This window comes from Bradyrhizobium sp. Rc2d, assembly GCF_900099855.1.
Classification (GTDB): Bacteria; Pseudomonadota; Alphaproteobacteria; order Rhizobiales; family Xanthobacteraceae; genus Bradyrhizobium.
Map to the genome: position 1 here is coordinate 1 of NZ_FNCU01000040.1, position 15,650 is coordinate 15,650.

Consider the following 15,650-nt stretch of genomic DNA (forward strand, 5'->3'; position numbering starts at 1 on the left):
CGCAAAGCCAAGGTTGCGGTTGCCCGAAAACTTGCTGTCATTCTGCATCGGATGTGGATCGATGGTACCGAATTTAAATGGTCATCAAAGGATGCTGCTGATCAGCCTGCATAAAGGATAACGAGTTCCCGCCGAACAGCGGGAGCGAACGTCCCTGCCGGGACGCTGGCGTTGGTGAGATCGCCCCTGGCTTTGCGGTGCTCGAAAGGGCAAAGCGCGCTTCACACATTGATCCGCTAACGTCATCTTACGCCATCATGCGGAGGGCACGCCCCTACCGCGGAGAGAACCATGGACCCGGCAAGGATGTTCAAGGAGAGATTGACCTCGCGCCCGGAATTAGAGAACAGCCAGGGTCCGAAGCCGAACAGCGCTTAAGTCGCTATCACGTCAGCTGCCAGCAGTAGTCCGGACATCCTTACGATTTGAGGGAAAGCAGTCTTGAGATTAGCCCGGCGGTCAACAGAGTCGCCGGACCGTCTGGCGCTATGGCGTAAACGAGCGCGCGGCGGTTATGCGCCGCCGGGTCTTGCTCGATCTCGCGGGCGGCTTGCACGGCCGCGAGAACGGTGGGTCGCTTTTCGATCCGATATTGGCCGCGCCCGAGAAACAGCGAGGCGGTGAAGTGATCCGCTTTCCGGATCGCATATCGATGTCCGAAAATTGCGTCATGCGTTGATCCCCTTTTCGGCGCGCAGACCCGCAAGTCGGAATTGATGCTCGATTGTGCCGGCCAGCGGCTCGACCAGCGGCCGGGCCCGATCCTGTACGTCGGACCGAACAAGCAATTCCTGACCGAGCAGTTCGAGCCGCGCGTCCTGGCGTTGCTCGATCAATCGCCGACGTTGACCGCGAAGCTGGCGCGCGGCAAGCGGATGACGAAAACGCGCAAGATGATCGGCGGCGTGCCGTTCCGCCTCGCGCATTCGGGATCATCGACCGCCCTCAAGTCCGATCCGGCCGTACTCGCGCTGATCGACGAATACGATGAAATGGTCACGAACGTGAACCAGCAAGGTGGCCCGCTCGGCCTGGTCGAGCGGCGCGGCGATACCTATGCCGACTTTGTTTGCGTGGTCACGTCAACGCCGAAAAGAGGACAGGTCGCAGCGGTCGAGGACCAAAAAAGCAAGCTGGTCTTTTGGGACGTTGCCATGTCGGAAGATATCGCAAGCCCGATTTGGCAACTCTGGCAGCAACGCACCGGCACCACTGGTGCTGGCCGTGTCCTCATTGCGAGGAATATTTCGTCCCGCGCTTCAATCTGATGCGCTGGCCGCCGAACAGCACGCCGATGGCGGCGGCGCGCGCGGTCTATCTCGAATGCCCGCATTGAGCTCGCTGCTGATCGGCGGTGCATTCATCGCCGCCGGCATCCTGACGTGGCTGCTTTGGTATCAAAACCGCAATCCGACTTGAGGCACGGCCATGATCGCGACACCGAGGATTTCCGGCTCCGGATCGGTGGCGTCCGCGAGGAACTGTACAAGCTCGGCGCGGGCGATGTCGTCGAGGCTTCTCGGGCATGACGATCTTGTCGGCCGCGATGGCACGGATTTGTCGCCGCTGCCGATGTTCAAGGATCATCCGGATTGGCTGCTCTATTGGCTGATCGTCAATGGCTTCATCTCGGAATTCATTCGACGGCGCGGCACCGAAGTGGTCCAGACGCAAGCCTATGTCCCCGATGTCGGGCACGTTGACGTTTTGAAGCTCGTGGATACGAGCGTCCCGCCGCCGAAAGGCTGATCAATGCTGACCGCGATCTTCTCGCAATTCGGAATGTCGATCATCAACGGCGTGCTCGACAGGTTTCTCGATGCTTTCAAGGCATACGAGAACAAGCAAATCTCGATCGAGGAATTGAGGACCCGTCTTTACGAGGCGATGCTCGGCGTGGTCAAGGAGATCGAAGTCGCGCACGCCGACGCGCTTGCGAAAACCTATCAGGCGTTCATGGGCGCGCTGGCGCAATCGCCGCTGATGCAGCGCGTGTGGGCGACCGCCGTGCTCTCGCAGCTATTCGTGCTGGTCTATCACCAGTTCGGAATTCGGCTGATCGTGCTGATCATCCGGGCGGCCTATGAGCCGCGCTGGCAATATCCGTCGAGCGGGACGACGGTCGAGTGGGCCTATTTGCTGCTCGGCGCGTTGATGGGCATGGGGCCGATGGTGATGCGCGCCGGCCCCGGCGCTGGATCGTTCGCCGATCGGCTTAAGGCGATGGTTGGGGCGGGCCCAGCATAGAGCTGCCGACGTTCAAGAGTTGCGAAATGGCGGTGATAAGCTGCGCGGTCGCGAACGGCTTTTGCAGCAGGACGCTATTGGGCACGCCTTGCACGGGCCATTCGCCAGCATGACCACCGGTCATGTATACGACAGGGAATGCAGGATCGATCAGTCTGGCCTGTCGCGCGACCTCCCACCCGCCGGTGGGACCGTCGAGTTTAATATCGGTCACCAGTGCTCTGTAGTGGACCACGCCACTTTTCAGCAAGGTTACTGCCTGCTCACCGGAAGCAGCCGAAGTGAAATCAAAGCCTGCATCTCTCAAGGCTTCTTGAAGGATATGCTGCAACTCCTCTTCGTCTTCGGCAATGAGGACTACAGGCAGCTCGTTCATTCGCTTCCCCAGCGCGATCTTCTCGGTGCAATGCGGAATTACGCACGGTGCGGGGTTCCAGTTCCCAACAATTGAATTGTACTTTTGGCTGACGACCGCTGCTGCTGATTTTCGCTGAGTTGCTTGAAAGCAAACTCCTAACCCGTTCTTCGGCGCTGGCTGGCTTGTGCCGTAGCCGTGGCCCAGCCTGCGGTATCGGCTGTCAACCGTGCGACTCGCCGAGGGCCGCTCCAGAATTCTATCACCGGGTGCGCTTCGAGGAATTTCACAGCTCGACGCTTAGCATCATCGTCGCAGTCGCACTCCAGCTCATAGGTCGCATGGGTGACGCCCCACAGATCGACTGCATATGCCACGTAACGCATGGGTCCTGCACACTAAGAGGACGTCGGCTGACCGATTAACGACTCGTGCGCGCCCTGTTTGTTCCTCCTGTATCGAGTTTTCCGCCCCCAGCAGGACAGCGCGTCAAAGCTCGCGGTCTATCGCGGGGTGGCTGCGGTTCTTGACCTTGATCCAGAACTTTTGCGGGCCGCCGCGGTATGGCCGATCGCGATGCGGGGTGGCCGTTTCAGTCAGGATTCCGGTCACGACACGACATCCAGCGGGACGCTGCAAACGGCGGCACCATCCTCGTCGATAACGAAGATTGCATACTTTTTGCCGATCAGTTGCGGTCTCGTTTCGCGCAGCGATCGAGCGAGCTTGATAGCTTCTGTCCGCGCCTCCGCCTCGCCCGGCAGGTCATGCACGCCGAAATCCGAGACCAACTGGGAATCGATGAGCTTGAAGGAAAAGAGAGGCATCGAAACTTGCCTGGGTTCGTGCCAAAGCGAAGCCCCCGCCAGCGTTAGGAAGGCGGGGGCTCGCGGATGGATGGTTCGAGGCTAGGGAAAACCTAGGTGTCGCACCAAGGACCCGCAGTTATCAGAACGCCATCATGAGGCCTCGTGTACCGCGCAAATGTTGGGCAGGTCGCGCAAATAAGAGGCCGTTGCGCGAGAGCAGGCGCACACTCTTGTCCTCCCGGATCACCAGCATCCGGTAGCCATCATGCTTTACTTCGTGGATCCAGTCCGGCCCGTTCGGGACTCCTGCGGTCGCCAGGCACAGCTCGTATGCCTTAAACATACTAAGCAGATAAATAATTCGGCGCGAAATTGCGAGTCCCAGCCTCAGCGCCTCGCCGCTCTCTCCACGAACTTCAGGACGCATGCCGGCACTTCGTACTCGACAACTCTGCGGCCTAGCTCATCTGCGATCTCTACGGTTACATCGCGCGACCATCCCTCTACCGTGTTGAAGGCCACGATGCGAGTGGGATGCTCATATAGGCCGTCCATCAGGTGCCGCATCAGCGTCGCGCGACCGGTGTCCTCTTCGGCTGTTTCGCACCAGGCTCGCCGGCCGGCAAATTCCTCGACCACAAGGTAGACATCCGGGTGTGCTGCCATAGGAGGCACAATCGACGGGGAGCGGCTCATACCCCAGAAAACTCCAACAAAATTGCAAGTTCCACTCGCTATTAAATCAAGAAATAAATAACACATAATACCAATTAAACAATTAAATCGTGCAAACTATTTAAATTTTGATTAGGCTAGGAATGGTTCGGGGGAAATTGCGAGGCGAACCATGCACTTCCTATCGGCGGGTGATCTATTTCTCATATCCGCGATGACAGGGACGGTCTTGCTGGTTGAGATCGGACTTTTCATCATTTTGGGCATGATCTAACGGACGCCAGGAAGCGGGGCTTTACAGCATCACCGTTGCTTCTTGCGCTGCTTGCCTGCTCAATCGATCCTCGGCTGGAAGATGGGAGCGGAAGCCGTGGGGCTCAGCATCACCGCGCAGGAGTTCGCCTTCGACAACATGGCGCGCTTCATCGGCAACACGCTGACGGCATTGGGACGGCCGGTCACCAGGTTGCGCTTCCCGAGCAAAGACGTGCCGGCGGACACGATGAAGATCCTGGCGCTCGACGACGCGCGCCCCGAGGCCAGCCGCCGCCTGATCCAGCAGGCAAGCAACGACGCCGATCTCGCCAAGAGCGCCTGCGACGATCCCAACAATCCCGAAGGACGGATGGTGAAGGCCCTGATGATGGGCCTGCCCGCGATGCCGAAGACCGGCGTATAGATGGAGGTGGCGAAATGAAGGACTGCAGCGAACGGGTGTCCGGCTTCGAGCGCGCCGCTGTGCGCATGTCGAAGGACGACCGCGCCGATATCTTCGGTAAGGCCAAGATCAACCGGGCTCAAGTCTGGCCTCGAGCGCAACGGCAGCCCCAAGGCGATCGGGTCGCGCACGCAGGGCTCCTACGCCATGAAGACCATGATCCTGCACGACCGCGGCGACTATGACGTCGATGACGGGGTCTACTTCAAACGCGACAGCCTGAAGAACGACCAAGGCGAGGACCAGTCCCCCGAAGACGCCAGAAAGATGGTCAGCGACGCGCTGCAGGACAAGCGTTTCGCCGACCAGTCCGAACCCCGTAACAACTGTGTGCGGGTCTACTACAAGCAGGAAGGCTACCACGTCGACGTGCCGGTCTACCGCGAGAACCGCACCACGGATCCCATCACGAACGCGGAGAAGAAGTGGTTCGAAATCGCAGCCGGCGACAAGTGGAGGACATCCGATCCGCTCGCCAACACGAAATGGTTCAAGGACGCGAACGCCACGAAGTCGCCGGATGCCAGCGCCGCCGGTGCCGGGCGATCGCGTCCGGACCGTACAGGCGGCGCTCGCCGAAGCGTTCAAGCTCCTCACCGAGAACGAGACTCAGCAGCACGACGACGACTTCCGCGAGGATTTCGGTCTCTACTGGCTGAACTGGGCCAACAGATCCGATCTTCGCGTCGAAGTCATGCCGGGCACGGAGGGTGCCAACGAGTCGATGCTCGGCCGCGCGGCTCTGATGGAAGGGCGGGTCTTCGTATTCCCGGACAAGGGCTACGCTGGCAGGTTCTGCACGAACTTGACCGGAGTCGCGTCGAAGTGGCTCAAGGAAACGCCGGTCATCTCTATCGATCCTCTGCCAGCTCCCGATCGCTATCCTGAAACCGCCGACGAACTGAGGGCTCTCGTCGAGGCGCGATCGCAGGGCGGCACCGACCTGCTGGCGCGCCTGATGGCCAACGCTCCCAAGGAGGCGTTCGTCGTCCTCGCCGGCAAGGCTCCCTTGAGCCGCGAACATTACGCCGCCGTGTACCCTCGCCGGCCGTTGGATCGCGAAGGTCGACCGCTCAACCGGCGGGCCTTGCGGACCTCGGGGGCAGCGCGGTCGGTCACGGAACGGCCAAGGCCTTAGCGCATTCGATCCGTGCGGACTTCCCGATGATCGGCTTCGTGGAGAGCTACGTAACCACGTTCGCTACCTTCGCGCGGGCTTTCGACGAAGGCGGCAGGACGGCCTGTTCAAGTGCTTGTGCTAGGAACTATGGAGCGGGAGTGTTCAGATATCATCGCTAGATTCAAGAAGGCCATCAAATCGTTAGCCGAGGTCGTCAACGGATTCGATATCACGGGAGATGCGGATTTCGTTCTATACGTTACCGACGGCGCGGTCGTGATGTTTATGATGCCTTTTGTACGAAACGCACCGCCGAGGTGACGGACTCAGGCAAGAAACGAAATTGTTCGTTCGTTACGTACTGTATCTGTCGTAGCACGGTCCGCGGGACTAAGGTATTTGTCGCTGGAGTCCGACCCTAGCGTCGTATGGTGAAGTCATCCCTTGCTGTTCGGAAGGTGACGCTGGTCCGATGGTCCTAACATGAAAGACAGCAATAGCAGCCACCCTGGAATATCGGAGATGACAGATGACCAGCGCGAATTGAGGCGCTGCAAGCAAGAGATTGCGCGTCTCAAACAGCTGGTTGTGGAGCTTTCCGAAATTGTCTTGCGCAACGTCGTAAAGAGCGACGAGGGGCGACAATCGGAACGCCCGCTGAGTCTCTGAGCGACGTCGAATTGGTGCGCTGTTTCCCAGCAGCGTGGCTTCCCGCCTTGGGGAGCACGGGGAGCGGCCCTGCCCTTATGCTCCATGAGGCAGGGCTCTTAATTTTTAGTTGGAAGCGTAGGATAGGCCAGGAGACACATTGATGACGGGATGAACTGATCAAGCGCGCGTCTTGTTGTAGCTGATTGTAGCTGATGGCAGCGATTGCTTCTGATCTGGCGCGGCGCGCTCATTTCAACCGTTTTTTTGATGGATCACACGCGGCCTAGGCGAATGAGTGGTGGGAGCGGTCAAACGCCAATGTCACCATTCGACAAAATCGCGCTCTTTATCGACGGCGCCAACCTTCACGCAACCTGCAAGGCGCTTGGCTTCGACATTGACCTACAGGCGCTTGCTCGGGGAGCTTCAGAGCCGCGGCACGGTGCTGCGAGGAACAGGAATGTTCGCCAATCAGGCCGCTCATCGATTGGTTCAGGTATAACGGCTACACGGTTGTCACCAAGTTGACCAAGGAATTCATCGACGCCAGCGGCCGCCGCAAGGTCAAGGGCAACATGGATATCGAGCTGGCGGTCGACGCCATGGAGCTTGCCGAGCATATCGACCAGATGGTCCTGTTCAGGGGCTTTATGGCGATCCATTCATGGTCGGCGAGTTCGTAGCGCATGATTCGAGCCCCCAGTGCGCGGCGAGTTTGAATCACAGGGGGCCGGCCAAACGCAACGTCCTGGCCTGGCCGCGGTCATCGCTCACGGTGGAAACGCCCATGAATCCGCCCGATTCGATCGATGCGCGATGTCCGCTGCTACGCAGGCTCCAGGGATTTCCAAACAGCCTAAATCCTAGCCCGCCTTGCGCAAAAGATGTGCAATCAATGATTGCTGTAACAAAAATTTCAACTAAATCTTGGTAAAAAATTTACTGGATGGCCTGCAGCATGACGACGTTTAGGAAACATCGTCTTCCAATATTTTCCATTTGTGCTGTCGCTCATTTCGCAGGAGTCCCTTGCCATGCTTTCGCGCTATTCGATCAGGAGCAAACTCGTCGTCGTTATTTCTTTGCTCCTTCTCGTGTTCGGCGGCACTGGCCTGCTCGCCATCAGCAACATGCGGCTCATCCAGGGGGGCGTCGCTGAGTTCCAATCCCGTTGGCTGCCCGCGGTCCGCCTGCTCGGTAACCTCAGAGCCTACACCATCCGATATGGCAGCGTCGTGCGGGATCACATTCTGGAATCCGACTCCGCGAAGAAAGCTTCAGCCGAGAAGCTTCTTGCCGACCTGACGCGCGACATCGAAAAGGAGGGCGCCGCCTACGAGCTGCTGCTCTCCTCTCCGGAAGAGCGCAAGCTTTACACGGACTTCCAACAACTCTGGAGCGCGTATGTCGCGCAAGTTCCAGACGTGCTCTCTGCGTCCCGCAGGAATGATATTGCCACAGCCAGCGATCTGATCGTTCATCAAATGCAACCGCTGCGTCAGGACAGCGGACAGGCCCTGCTGAAGGCAATGGACATCAACAACAAGCGTGCAGCGGCCGCCGGTCAAAGTGCTGAGCAGACCTATGCCTTCGCGTTTGCTCTCATTGTTGGGACTCTTGTCCTCACCTTGGTACTCAGTTCTATCGTCGGCCTATTGCTGTTGCGCGACATCTCAATGGGGATTAGATCCATCATTGCGCCGATGCGGGCATTGGCCAACGGCGATGTTACCGTGGCGGTCCATAGCCGGGCCAAGCATACCGAGATCGGCCAAATGGCCGCTGCCCTGCAGGTCTTCAAAGAGTCCCTCATCGCAAAGCAAGCCGCGGACAAGCTTGCCGCAGCAGAGGCCGAGGCTAAGATCTTACGCGGTCGGCGGATTGACCAGATTACTGGCGGCTTCCGATCAATGATCGGCGAACTCGTCGCCGCGCTATCCACCTCCTCCGGCGAACTGGAAGCGGCCGCAGAGACTCTATCTAAGACTGCTGATACAGCCCTGCATATTTCGGCAACAGTGGCCGCGGCCTCCGAAGAAGCATCTCTCAACGTTCAGACTGTTGCGTCCGCTACTGAGGAGATGACATCGTCCGTTAGCGAGATCGGCCGACAGGTTGAGGCATCGACTAAAGTCGCGAGCGAAGCGGTTCGTCAGGCTGCAGAAACCAATCATCGGATCAACAAATTGTCCGCGGCAGCAACGCGCATAGGCGATGTTGTCAGCCTTATCACGACCATCGCAGGGCAAACCAACCTGTTGGCTCTGAACGCGACGATAGAAGCGGCGCGGGCTGGAGAATCCGGCAGGGGCTTTGCGGTCGTTGCTTCCGAAGTTAAAGCCCTCGCCGGCCAGACCGCGCGGGCGACCAGCGAGATAAGCGAGCAGATCAGCGAAATACAAATCGCAACGCAGGAATCCGCCGACGCGATCAAACATATCAGCACAACAATAGATCGCATCTCGGCGATTACGGCTGCAATTGCCGCTGCCGTGGAACAGCAGGCCAATACGACCGGAGAAATTTCGCGCAGCTTGCAGCATGCCGCCCGGGGAACGGTACAAGTCGCTTCGAACATAACTGAAGTAAAACAGGGCGCAGTCGAGGCAGGATCAGCATCCTCGCAGGTGCTATCGTCCGCGCAGTCTCTCACGAGAGAACGCAGTCGCTTGGAACACGAAGTCCAGAGATTTCTCTCTGCCATCCAGGCCGCTTAAGCGCGCATTTCGAGCCATTTCCAGTGCCGCATATTCAACAATCACGCCAGCAATCCAAAAATAGATCTGGAGATAGCCATGGGGACGGTCGTTCATTTCAAGCCAGCTGGTCGGCCGCTATTGCCGTTCGAGGTCCAAGAAGGTGAGCGCGTTCTTGCGGAGGCACTGGACAGACTCACGAAAGCGAGGCTGTGGACCGCCGTGGGCCATCTCCAGACAGCTCTGATTGGCGCCAACAAAATTCGCGACCGACTGCCGGCCGGACCGATCAAGGATGATTTCGAGCAGAAGCTGGCGGCGCTTATACGGCACCTCTCCCATTTGCGCGAACAGGTCGAGCAATTGTAGCCTCATGATGAGACACAGTTCGGAAGCCAGTGAGGTCACCAAGTGGCTCATCGCGTCATTTGAGCGGTTGCACAAAGGCGGCGGGTACCAGAGCGAAGCCGGCATCGACGCGCCCTAAACTAACAAGCCGGGCGGAAAACGTTGCATAGTAGCGCGCGGTTCGCGGCAGCGTGGCTCCCCGCCCTTGGGGGGCAGGCGGAGCGGCCTCGCCCTTGGCTCCATGGAGCCTCCATGACGGTGTCATTCGGCCTGCAATTTTGGGACGCCGATTGATATTCTAATAGAAGTAGTGCTCCGGGCGCACCGCACGGTGCAGATTTGAGCTTGACCCGCGGCCGGTACTCAGCAACCATACGTAGATTGACTGAGGAATCACCGCCTAGTGGCGTCGAGGTGGTGCTGAAAGATAAGCTCGGCGTCATCATGACAATGCAAAGCATGTTGTGACGTTTCATAGACTCGCGTCGTGGACGACGCGAACAGACGTATAGGATAATAGCATGCGGCTTCTTATTGTCGGCACCTTGAAGGGCCAGCTCACGACAGCCACCAAGATCGCCATCGACAATGGCGCGACCGTTACCCAGACCGAGGATTATGAACTGGCGATGCGGGTTTTGCGCGGCGGCGAGGGTGCCGACCTGCTCTTGGTCGACGTCGGGCTCGACATCCGCGACCTCGTAATGCGGCTGGAAGCCGAGCACATTTACGTGCCGATCGTCGCCTGCGGCATCACCAACGACGCCCGCGCCGCGGCCGCGGCGATCCGTGCCGGCGCCAAGGAATATATCCCGCTGCCGCCGGAACCGGAACTGATCGCAGCGATTTTCGTAACGGTGGCCGACGAGGCCCGCGACTTTGTCTACCGGGACGACGAGATGGCGCGGGGGATCATGCTCGCCCAGCAGATCGCCGCCTCCAGCGATACGAGTGAAACTATTCTATCCTAATGCTTCGGGGCCTTCATACGATGGAAGGCACCGGTGACGCCATGACCATGGTCGGTTTACCGCACCGTTGGTACCCGGGGGATAGCGCCGGTCGCAATGTGTTTCACATCGTGCTGTCCGCGGGCGGAGCTTGACCGGATGCGTACGTCCAAACAGCGACGATGCCTGTGGACACGGCTTTCTCCGTCGCAAGCGGCTATGGCTCGCTCGATATCGTCGGCAATAAGGGAATCCCGGAACCGAGCCAATCGCCAATTGGCGAAGAGCGTCCTGGTCAGCGCTGAACTACGCCAACCTCGTCGTTGGTCGGTGGCGGCTACGCCCTCATCTGATCGCGCTGAGCCGCATCGATGCTACGCCTCGCGTCCTGCGAGGCCCCGCGCTCGGCTACAGCGTCGCGCATCACGTCTTCGGCTTCGTCCTCTGGGCATGATAGTCTGTAACCATGCGGCGTAGGCCGCAGGATCAACGCTTCAGCAGTTTGGGGTTTTCCTTGTAGAACTTGATGAGCTGGATCAGGTTTACGAAGACCGTCCCTCCGATGGTTGTCCTGTAGGGCATGATCGGTGGTTATCCCCGGATCAAGGCGAGCGCTTCGGCATGAAGCCGCGGCGTTGCGGTTGCCAAGATGCACCCTTCCGAGTGAATCGAGAGCGGGCATCCCTCCCAATCGGTGATGCAGCCGCCGGCGCCCTGCACGATCGGCACCAGCGCCATGTAGTCATATGGCTGAAGCCCCGTTTCGAGAACGATGTCGCAGTGTCCCGACGCAAGCAGGCCATAGATGTAGCAATCGCCGCCGAAACGGCGCATCCGCGCAGCTCGCGACAGCCGCTCGAATGGCTCCATCTCGCCTTTGCGGAACATGTCAGGCGATGTGGTGTAGAAGCGTGCGTCGGCGACGCTCTCGCATGCGCTGGTCCGTGCCAATCCATCGCCGAACCGCGCTACGCCGGGCTTCGCCATCCACCGCTCGCCCGAAAAGGGGACGTCGATCAGGCCGCAGAATGCTTGCTGCTGATAGGTCAACGCGATCAGCGTGCCGAACAAGGGAAAGCCGCTGATGAAGCTCTTGGTGCCGTCGATCGGATCGACGATCCAGGTGAAAGCGCCACCTGGCTTGTTTCCGATCTCCTCGCCGATGATGCCATGCTCCGGAAAGCGCGCCTCGATCCTTTCCCTGAGACGCAGCTCGACGGCTCGATCGGCAATCGTCACCGGACTGGCGTCGGATTTGGCGGCGACGTCCAGCGGAGTGCGGAAATAAGACAGCACGATGGGCCTGACCGAATCTGCGAGTTCAGCGGCGAATGACAGATAGACGTCGGCATCGTCTGCCGTGACGGCATGCTGGGCCATTTCGAGCGTTCGGCGCGCTGCTCGAGGGCCGTTTCGGGATTGCCGAGCGCTTTCGGTGAAGGTGCCGATGGTAGCCATTGTATCATTCCCTTTGTTTTCTCGGGCCGCGCCGATCACGTCCTCGATGGCGGTCGTGAGACCGGAGACGGTCGCGTCAATGCGGGATTCGCGTCGCGCGGCCTCCCCAATACTTCCAGTCCCGCTCATCAACGGTTACGAAGAGATCGTCCGCTGGGAAGAAGCAAAAGAACACCGTTTGGCACGAGATCTCTTCATTTCGCGCCTGCGGTTGCGGTCCAGCCACGGCGTCCCGGTCCGGAACGCGCCAATATTGCCTCAAGCAATCCGCTTAGGCGGCTCCAGGCTCCCGCCCCAAACGTCCTGCGTCTGCCACCAGGATTTCAAGAGTCGTTTCGCGACAGCGGCGGGATCATCGTCCTTGCCAAGGGCGGCCTGATACGCAACGCCACTATCCTTGAACTTGTTAAGCAGTACGTATCCATCCTCGACCTTATATTGTCCTTCCGCTATCTCGCCGGTATCGCCCTTCGCGCCCGACGGGGACCGAACGATAACACTAAGGCTGCGATAGTCATGCGGCATTTGGACACCCTAGATATGTGATTTGTCTATTAACGACTTGCCGATCAACGTCGCGCGCGAGGTGCCATATGTGTTCGTCAAACGCTACGACATTGCCCCTCCACCTGATCGAGCATGACCGGTGAAGGAAACTGCCCGGGCATCTTTCGGGCAGCGCCTGACTAACCCCGTCCCCTGACCAAAAGCTGACGGCCGCGATCAATTCCTCGAATTCGGGAACTTGCGGGGCGCGATGCACCCCAGTCAACTTAGAACAGCGATGCTACAAGCCTCAAACTTGTCAGAGTTTTCCAGCCGCGCAGGCAGCCTTCGTCTTTGTCAAGGTCTTCACCAATCGTGGCGCCTTGATGAACCTTGCCGCCATCAGGCCACGTCAGCAACTGCGGGTTCAAGGCTCAAGGGCTGACCGTCAAAAACAAAGGAAACTTCGTCATCTTCGATTCGCTTTGACGATGTCAGCGTCGGAGGTTGATTGGGTAGTCGGCCCATTCCACTTCATTCGGCCGTGAATACGCCAACCCAATTACATTCTTGGAGCAAACTGTATCGGCGCTGCATCGAATTGGCGCCGAACATGAGGCTTGCCTTGTGGGCGCCAACCAGTGCTCCTTCCACCCACCGTGCAGAAAGACAGCGGATGACAATCGCTTTGCGCTGATTATCGCCGTGATTGCAATGCTAAGATGCGCTTGGTATTTGCCCAAGACCGATACGGTCAGTGTATTCGCAATACTGTCATGTTAGGCATTTTCCTCCGGAGTCGCCGCTGGCAATGCGACTTTGGATTTTGTGAATAGCTATGTTTCGCCCGCATGCAAACGCTTACCGCATCATTCGGTACTGGCCCTTGGTTCGAGCGAGCCTTGATCAAATGTGCTCATCGCGAGATGGTCCGCCATCACAACGCGGACTAGCGCGCCGGAGACTGCTAGTCTGGCAATCGCGTTCCACCCAACGGCCAAGGCGAAGGAATGAAAGTCAATCATATCGTGCTTAGGAACCGGTCTAGACGATGGAGCAAGGAAGAGGACAAGCGCCTGCTCGAACTTACGTCAAACAACGAAATACCGAAGCGCATTTCTATCCTACTCGAGAGAAGCGAACTCGCTGTCGTTCAGCGGATGAGGAAATTGCGCGTGTGGCGTCCAAACTCCGGACCTCCTGAGAGGCCAGACAAGCGATAAGCGAAGGCGCCGAGCGCGATCACCACCGTGCCGGAGGAGGCGCCGACCCCGGAGCACATCGCCGTAAAGCCGGGACAGAAACTCCGCTTCCGGCCCCGCCCACGTACCAGAGCCCGCCTATGACCGATAAGCCAGAGAGAGAAATAACGCACGAACGGGCCGCGCTGCGCGGCGATGAACGCGCCAAGGCCTGCCCGTTCTGCGGCGGGATGCCCGAGGTCGAGCTAGGCCTGACGGCAAGGATCGCCTGCATCGAGGTCGACTGCCTTAATCCTATCGTTCATTCGCCGACGCTCGCAGACGCGCTGGCCTTCTGGAACATGCGCCGGGCGTCCGGACCGGCGGTAAGCTTGACCGGCGAGCACGGCTCGAGGAGAGCGACTTCCTCAAGAGCTAAGATTGGCAGATGGCTCTCGATTGTCGCGGGCCGTAATCTCCGCCACGCAGAGACCGGGGATGATCATCCCATGGCCAAAACCCTCGTTGAATTTATTGGCGGCCCCGCACATGGAGCCAGGATGACGCGTCCGCGCGTTGCGACGGTAAACGTTCCTACTCCGAGTCTCGGCAGGTTCGCCTACACGATCCGACGTTGCCGCGACAATGACGGCAATCTCGTCGAAATCCTGGCGCCTGCCGGTCGCGAAGTCGATCCCGCCTTTCTTGCCAAGCGAGGACTCCGGAATTGATGGCGGTAGCTGATGTCCATAATGCTGCCGTCGGCGATGCGCTGGAGGGACCAAGATCTCCGATATGCTGGTCGCCAGGGACTTGATGGAGAATGTAGCGATGACGAAGGAACCTGACGACGTCCGCGTGTCGAGGAGATCGAAATCGACGAGTCGGCTGCGATCATAGTTGGGCAGATCGATGATGAGATCACCGTCGCCATTGCGAGGTTGTCGGCGTTCATTTCCGGGTAACGCGGATCAGGCGCTCAAACTCTCTCGCGCCTTGGCTGTGGCCGCGGAGAATGCGGCTAAATTCCTGGCATCCATCGAGAGGTAACGGCGGAGAGGACACCAAGAGATGCAGGCGGATTTTTCCAGCCGGAGACGAGCGAATCGCCCGTTGGACACCGGCACAAAGAGGGGCCTTGGGCGCGAGAGGCGAAGCTCCAGCAAAACGGCTTGCTCACTCTTGCGCGTCAATCAAATCGCGCACAAGCGACAGCACTTCCGATCCTGAGTCTTCGGTGTCAGTGATTTGTTCGATAACCGCGTCTATCACATTGAGGAGCGCGCGTCGAGCCGCTTCCCTGTTCTCGTTTCGCTGTCTGAAGTACGCGTCTATCAGGGACCCAAGTCACCGTACTCCTTCAGGCCATGATAGGCAGCGCTGGCGGCTTTTAGTTCTATTCGCGCGGCGTCATCTACACATGCATCCGAGAGCTTCAAACACACGTTTTTCGATGCGCTCGTCTTCGACCTCGTGATTCTTTTGGCGGACCACCCAACGATCCGCTCGCGCTCGGGGAAGCATGGATCGAGTAAGCGCCAATTGCAGCCGTCATCAGAAGGAGCAATCCGAAATCGACCATCAGCAAACCGGCGATTTTGATGTTTGCAAGCGCTTGCTGTCGCTTTCCAAAGATTTCAATTTAACGAGCTTGAGGTCTTGCTCAATCAGATTGAGGCCGGTTTCCAGTTTAGCCCTGGCTGAAGCGTCGCAATGTTTTTGTATGGTCGCTCGTATCTGACGATGGTTCTGCTCCAGCGTGGCGATGGCGTGATCAATCGTGAGTTTGGCATTCGCTTGAACGGTTTCAAGCCGTTGATCTGCACGTCGACCGGGATCGCGTGCCATCGGTAACGGCACTATCAGCGTGTCACACCTCCTGCATCCAAAGTTCCGCGCGTGCAGCTATGCGAATGGATCCCCGATATGAATCGAAACGCTTAACGAGTGACCCAC

The 15,650-nt window shown here is 58.8% G+C and carries 17 protein-coding genes and 5 pseudogenes; 15 read left to right on the forward strand and 7 right to left on the reverse strand.

All coding sequences use genetic code 11. The annotated features are described in order from the left end of the window. The 6 genes and pseudogenes from BLV07_RS46725 to BLV07_RS33770 form a co-directional block, all read left to right on the forward strand. A pseudogene (locus BLV07_RS46725) lies at positions 1 to 114 on the forward strand (IS110 family RNA-guided transposase); the annotation flags it as partial. 400 nt (positions 115 to 514) lie between these two features. Further along, positions 515 to 679 carry a hypothetical protein gene (locus BLV07_RS49820; protein ID WP_176945933.1) on the forward strand — a complete coding sequence of 55 codons (165 nt, stop codon included), beginning with the start codon at positions 515 to 517 and terminating at the stop codon, positions 677 to 679. Between the two features lie 37 nt (positions 680 to 716). Further along, a pseudogene (locus BLV07_RS49825) lies at positions 717 to 1,064 on the forward strand (phage terminase large subunit family protein); the annotation flags it as partial. A 116-nt stretch (positions 1,065 to 1,180) separates the two neighbouring features. Next, positions 1,181 to 1,336, forward strand: a complete 156-nt coding sequence (locus tag BLV07_RS49830; RefSeq protein ID WP_283806555.1) for a phage terminase large subunit family protein — start codon at positions 1,181 to 1,183, stop codon at positions 1,334 to 1,336. Between the two features lie 167 nt (positions 1,337 to 1,503). Beyond that, positions 1,504 to 1,749 (forward strand): hypothetical protein, encoded by a 246-nt coding sequence (locus BLV07_RS33765; RefSeq protein ID WP_091894570.1) that lies wholly within the window; start codon positions 1,504 to 1,506, stop codon positions 1,747 to 1,749. A gap of 3 nt (positions 1,750 to 1,752) precedes the next feature. After that, positions 1,753 to 2,247 (forward strand): hypothetical protein, encoded by a 495-nt coding sequence (locus BLV07_RS33770; protein WP_091894572.1) that lies wholly within the window; start codon positions 1,753 to 1,755, stop codon positions 2,245 to 2,247. On the opposite strand, the gene BLV07_RS33775 is transcribed toward BLV07_RS33770, so the two are convergent. The 4 genes from BLV07_RS33775 to BLV07_RS49100 all read right to left on the reverse strand — a co-directional run bounded on the left by BLV07_RS33775 (position 2,216) and on the right by BLV07_RS49100 (position 3,838). Further along, positions 2,216 to 2,623: a response regulator gene (locus tag BLV07_RS33775; protein WP_091894574.1), complete on the reverse strand. Its 408-nt coding sequence runs from the start codon at positions 2,621 to 2,623 to the stop codon at positions 2,216 to 2,218. The genes BLV07_RS33770 and BLV07_RS33775 overlap by 32 nt on opposite strands. 468 nt (positions 2,624 to 3,091) lie before the next feature. Beyond that, positions 3,092 to 3,214: a hypothetical protein gene (locus tag BLV07_RS49835; RefSeq protein ID WP_283806556.1), complete on the reverse strand. Its 123-nt coding sequence runs from the start codon at positions 3,212 to 3,214 to the stop codon at positions 3,092 to 3,094. Then, on the reverse strand, positions 3,211 to 3,429 hold the full coding sequence (locus BLV07_RS33785; RefSeq protein ID WP_091894579.1) for a DUF6894 family protein: 219 nt from the start codon (positions 3,427 to 3,429) through the stop codon (positions 3,211 to 3,213). Before BLV07_RS33785 ends, BLV07_RS49835 begins: the two co-directional genes overlap by 4 nt. A gap of 121 nt (positions 3,430 to 3,550) precedes the next feature. Further along, on the reverse strand, positions 3,551 to 3,838 hold the full coding sequence (locus tag BLV07_RS49100) for a DNA ligase-like domain-containing protein (protein WP_244551291.1): 288 nt from the start codon (positions 3,836 to 3,838) through the stop codon (positions 3,551 to 3,553). Positions 3,839 to 4,456: 618 nt separating this feature from the next. On the opposite strand from BLV07_RS49100, the gene BLV07_RS33800 reads away from it, so the two are divergent. From BLV07_RS33800 to BLV07_RS33840, 8 genes and pseudogenes are all read left to right on the forward strand, one after another. Beyond that, positions 4,457 to 4,765 (forward strand): hypothetical protein, encoded by a 309-nt coding sequence (locus BLV07_RS33800; RefSeq protein ID WP_143035566.1) that lies wholly within the window; start codon positions 4,457 to 4,459, stop codon positions 4,763 to 4,765. Positions 4,766 to 4,921: 156 nt separating this feature from the next. Beyond that, a pseudogene (locus BLV07_RS50435) lies at positions 4,922 to 5,173 on the forward strand (cyclic GMP-AMP synthase DncV-like nucleotidyltransferase); the annotation flags it as partial. A gap of 151 nt (positions 5,174 to 5,324) precedes the next feature. Then, on the forward strand, positions 5,325 to 5,942 hold the full coding sequence (locus BLV07_RS33810; protein WP_091894587.1) for a hypothetical protein: 618 nt from the start codon (positions 5,325 to 5,327) through the stop codon (positions 5,940 to 5,942). A 465-nt stretch (positions 5,943 to 6,407) separates the two neighbouring features. After that, positions 6,408 to 6,593, forward strand: a complete 186-nt coding sequence (locus BLV07_RS33820) for a hypothetical protein (protein WP_091894589.1) — start codon at positions 6,408 to 6,410, stop codon at positions 6,591 to 6,593. 300 nt (positions 6,594 to 6,893) lie between these two features. Next, a pseudogene (locus BLV07_RS33825) lies at positions 6,894 to 7,222 on the forward strand (NYN domain-containing protein); the annotation flags it as partial. 387 nt (positions 7,223 to 7,609) lie between these two features. Next, positions 7,610 to 9,292: a methyl-accepting chemotaxis protein gene (locus BLV07_RS33830; RefSeq protein WP_091894669.1), complete on the forward strand. Its 1,683-nt coding sequence runs from the start codon at positions 7,610 to 7,612 to the stop codon at positions 9,290 to 9,292. Between the two features lie 78 nt (positions 9,293 to 9,370). Next, a complete protein-coding gene (locus tag BLV07_RS33835) occupies positions 9,371 to 9,640 on the forward strand; it encodes a hypothetical protein (protein ID WP_091894591.1) in 270 nt (89 codons plus the stop codon). A 500-nt stretch (positions 9,641 to 10,140) separates the two neighbouring features. After that, positions 10,141 to 10,560 (forward strand): annotated as a pseudogene (locus BLV07_RS33840) (sigma-54-dependent Fis family transcriptional regulator); the annotation flags it as partial. Between the two features lie 600 nt (positions 10,561 to 11,160). Here BLV07_RS33840 and hisN read toward each other — a convergent pair. Continuing rightward, positions 11,161 to 11,949 (reverse strand): histidinol-phosphatase, encoded by a 789-nt coding sequence (gene hisN / locus BLV07_RS33845; RefSeq protein WP_091894671.1) that lies wholly within the window; start codon positions 11,947 to 11,949, stop codon positions 11,161 to 11,163. Positions 11,950 to 12,285: 336 nt separating this feature from the next. After that, complete coding sequence (locus BLV07_RS33850) at positions 12,286 to 12,552, reverse strand: hypothetical protein (protein ID WP_091894593.1); 267 nt, start codon at positions 12,550 to 12,552, stop codon at positions 12,286 to 12,288. A 1,651-nt stretch (positions 12,553 to 14,203) separates the two neighbouring features. Between BLV07_RS33850 and BLV07_RS46730 the strand changes: the two genes are divergently transcribed. Then, on the forward strand, positions 14,204 to 14,425 hold the full coding sequence (locus BLV07_RS46730; protein ID WP_143035567.1) for a hypothetical protein: 222 nt from the start codon (positions 14,204 to 14,206) through the stop codon (positions 14,423 to 14,425). Positions 14,426 to 15,275: 850 nt separating this feature from the next. Here BLV07_RS46730 and BLV07_RS46740 read toward each other — a convergent pair. Beyond that, entirely contained in the window at positions 15,276 to 15,542 is a 267-nt protein-coding gene (locus tag BLV07_RS46740; protein ID WP_143035568.1) for a hypothetical protein, read from the reverse strand. Positions 15,543 to 15,650 lie beyond the last annotated feature (108 nt).

Bases quoted from the DNA above. Each gene is read 5' to 3' on its own strand.
- BLV07_RS49820 (WP_176945933.1), top strand. From the start codon at position 515: ATGCGCCGCCGGGTCTTGCTCGATCTCGCGGGCGGCTTGCACGGCCGC.
- BLV07_RS33765 (WP_091894570.1), top strand. From the start codon at position 1,504: ATGTCGTCGAGGCTTCTCGGGCATGACGATCTTGTCGGCCGCGATGGC.
- BLV07_RS33770 (WP_091894572.1), top strand. From the start codon at position 1,753: ATGCTGACCGCGATCTTCTCGCAATTCGGAATGTCGATCATCAACGGC.
- BLV07_RS33775 (WP_091894574.1), bottom strand. From the start codon at position 2,623: ATGAACGAGCTGCCTGTAGTCCTCATTGCCGAAGACGAAGAGGAGTTG.
- BLV07_RS33785 (WP_091894579.1), bottom strand. From the start codon at position 3,429: ATGCCTCTCTTTTCCTTCAAGCTCATCGATTCCCAGTTGGTCTCGGAT.
- BLV07_RS49100 (WP_244551291.1), bottom strand. From the start codon at position 3,838: ATGCGTCCTGAAGTTCGTGGAGAGAGCGGCGAGGCGCTGAGGCTGGGA.
- BLV07_RS33810 (WP_091894587.1), top strand. From the start codon at position 5,325: ATGCCAGCGCCGCCGGTGCCGGGCGATCGCGTCCGGACCGTACAGGCG.
- BLV07_RS33820 (WP_091894589.1), top strand. From the start codon at position 6,408: ATGAAAGACAGCAATAGCAGCCACCCTGGAATATCGGAGATGACAGAT.
- BLV07_RS33830 (WP_091894669.1), top strand. From the start codon at position 7,610: ATGCTTTCGCGCTATTCGATCAGGAGCAAACTCGTCGTCGTTATTTCT.
- BLV07_RS33835 (WP_091894591.1), top strand. From the start codon at position 9,371: ATGGGGACGGTCGTTCATTTCAAGCCAGCTGGTCGGCCGCTATTGCCG.
- hisN (WP_091894671.1), bottom strand. From the start codon at position 11,949: ATGGCCCAGCATGCCGTCACGGCAGACGATGCCGACGTCTATCTGTCA.
- BLV07_RS33850 (WP_091894593.1), bottom strand. From the start codon at position 12,552: ATGCCGCATGACTATCGCAGCCTTAGTGTTATCGTTCGGTCCCCGTCG.
- BLV07_RS46730 (WP_143035567.1), top strand. From the start codon at position 14,204: ATGGCCAAAACCCTCGTTGAATTTATTGGCGGCCCCGCACATGGAGCC.
- BLV07_RS46740 (WP_143035568.1), bottom strand. From the start codon at position 15,542: ATGGCACGCGATCCCGGTCGACGTGCAGATCAACGGCTTGAAACCGTT.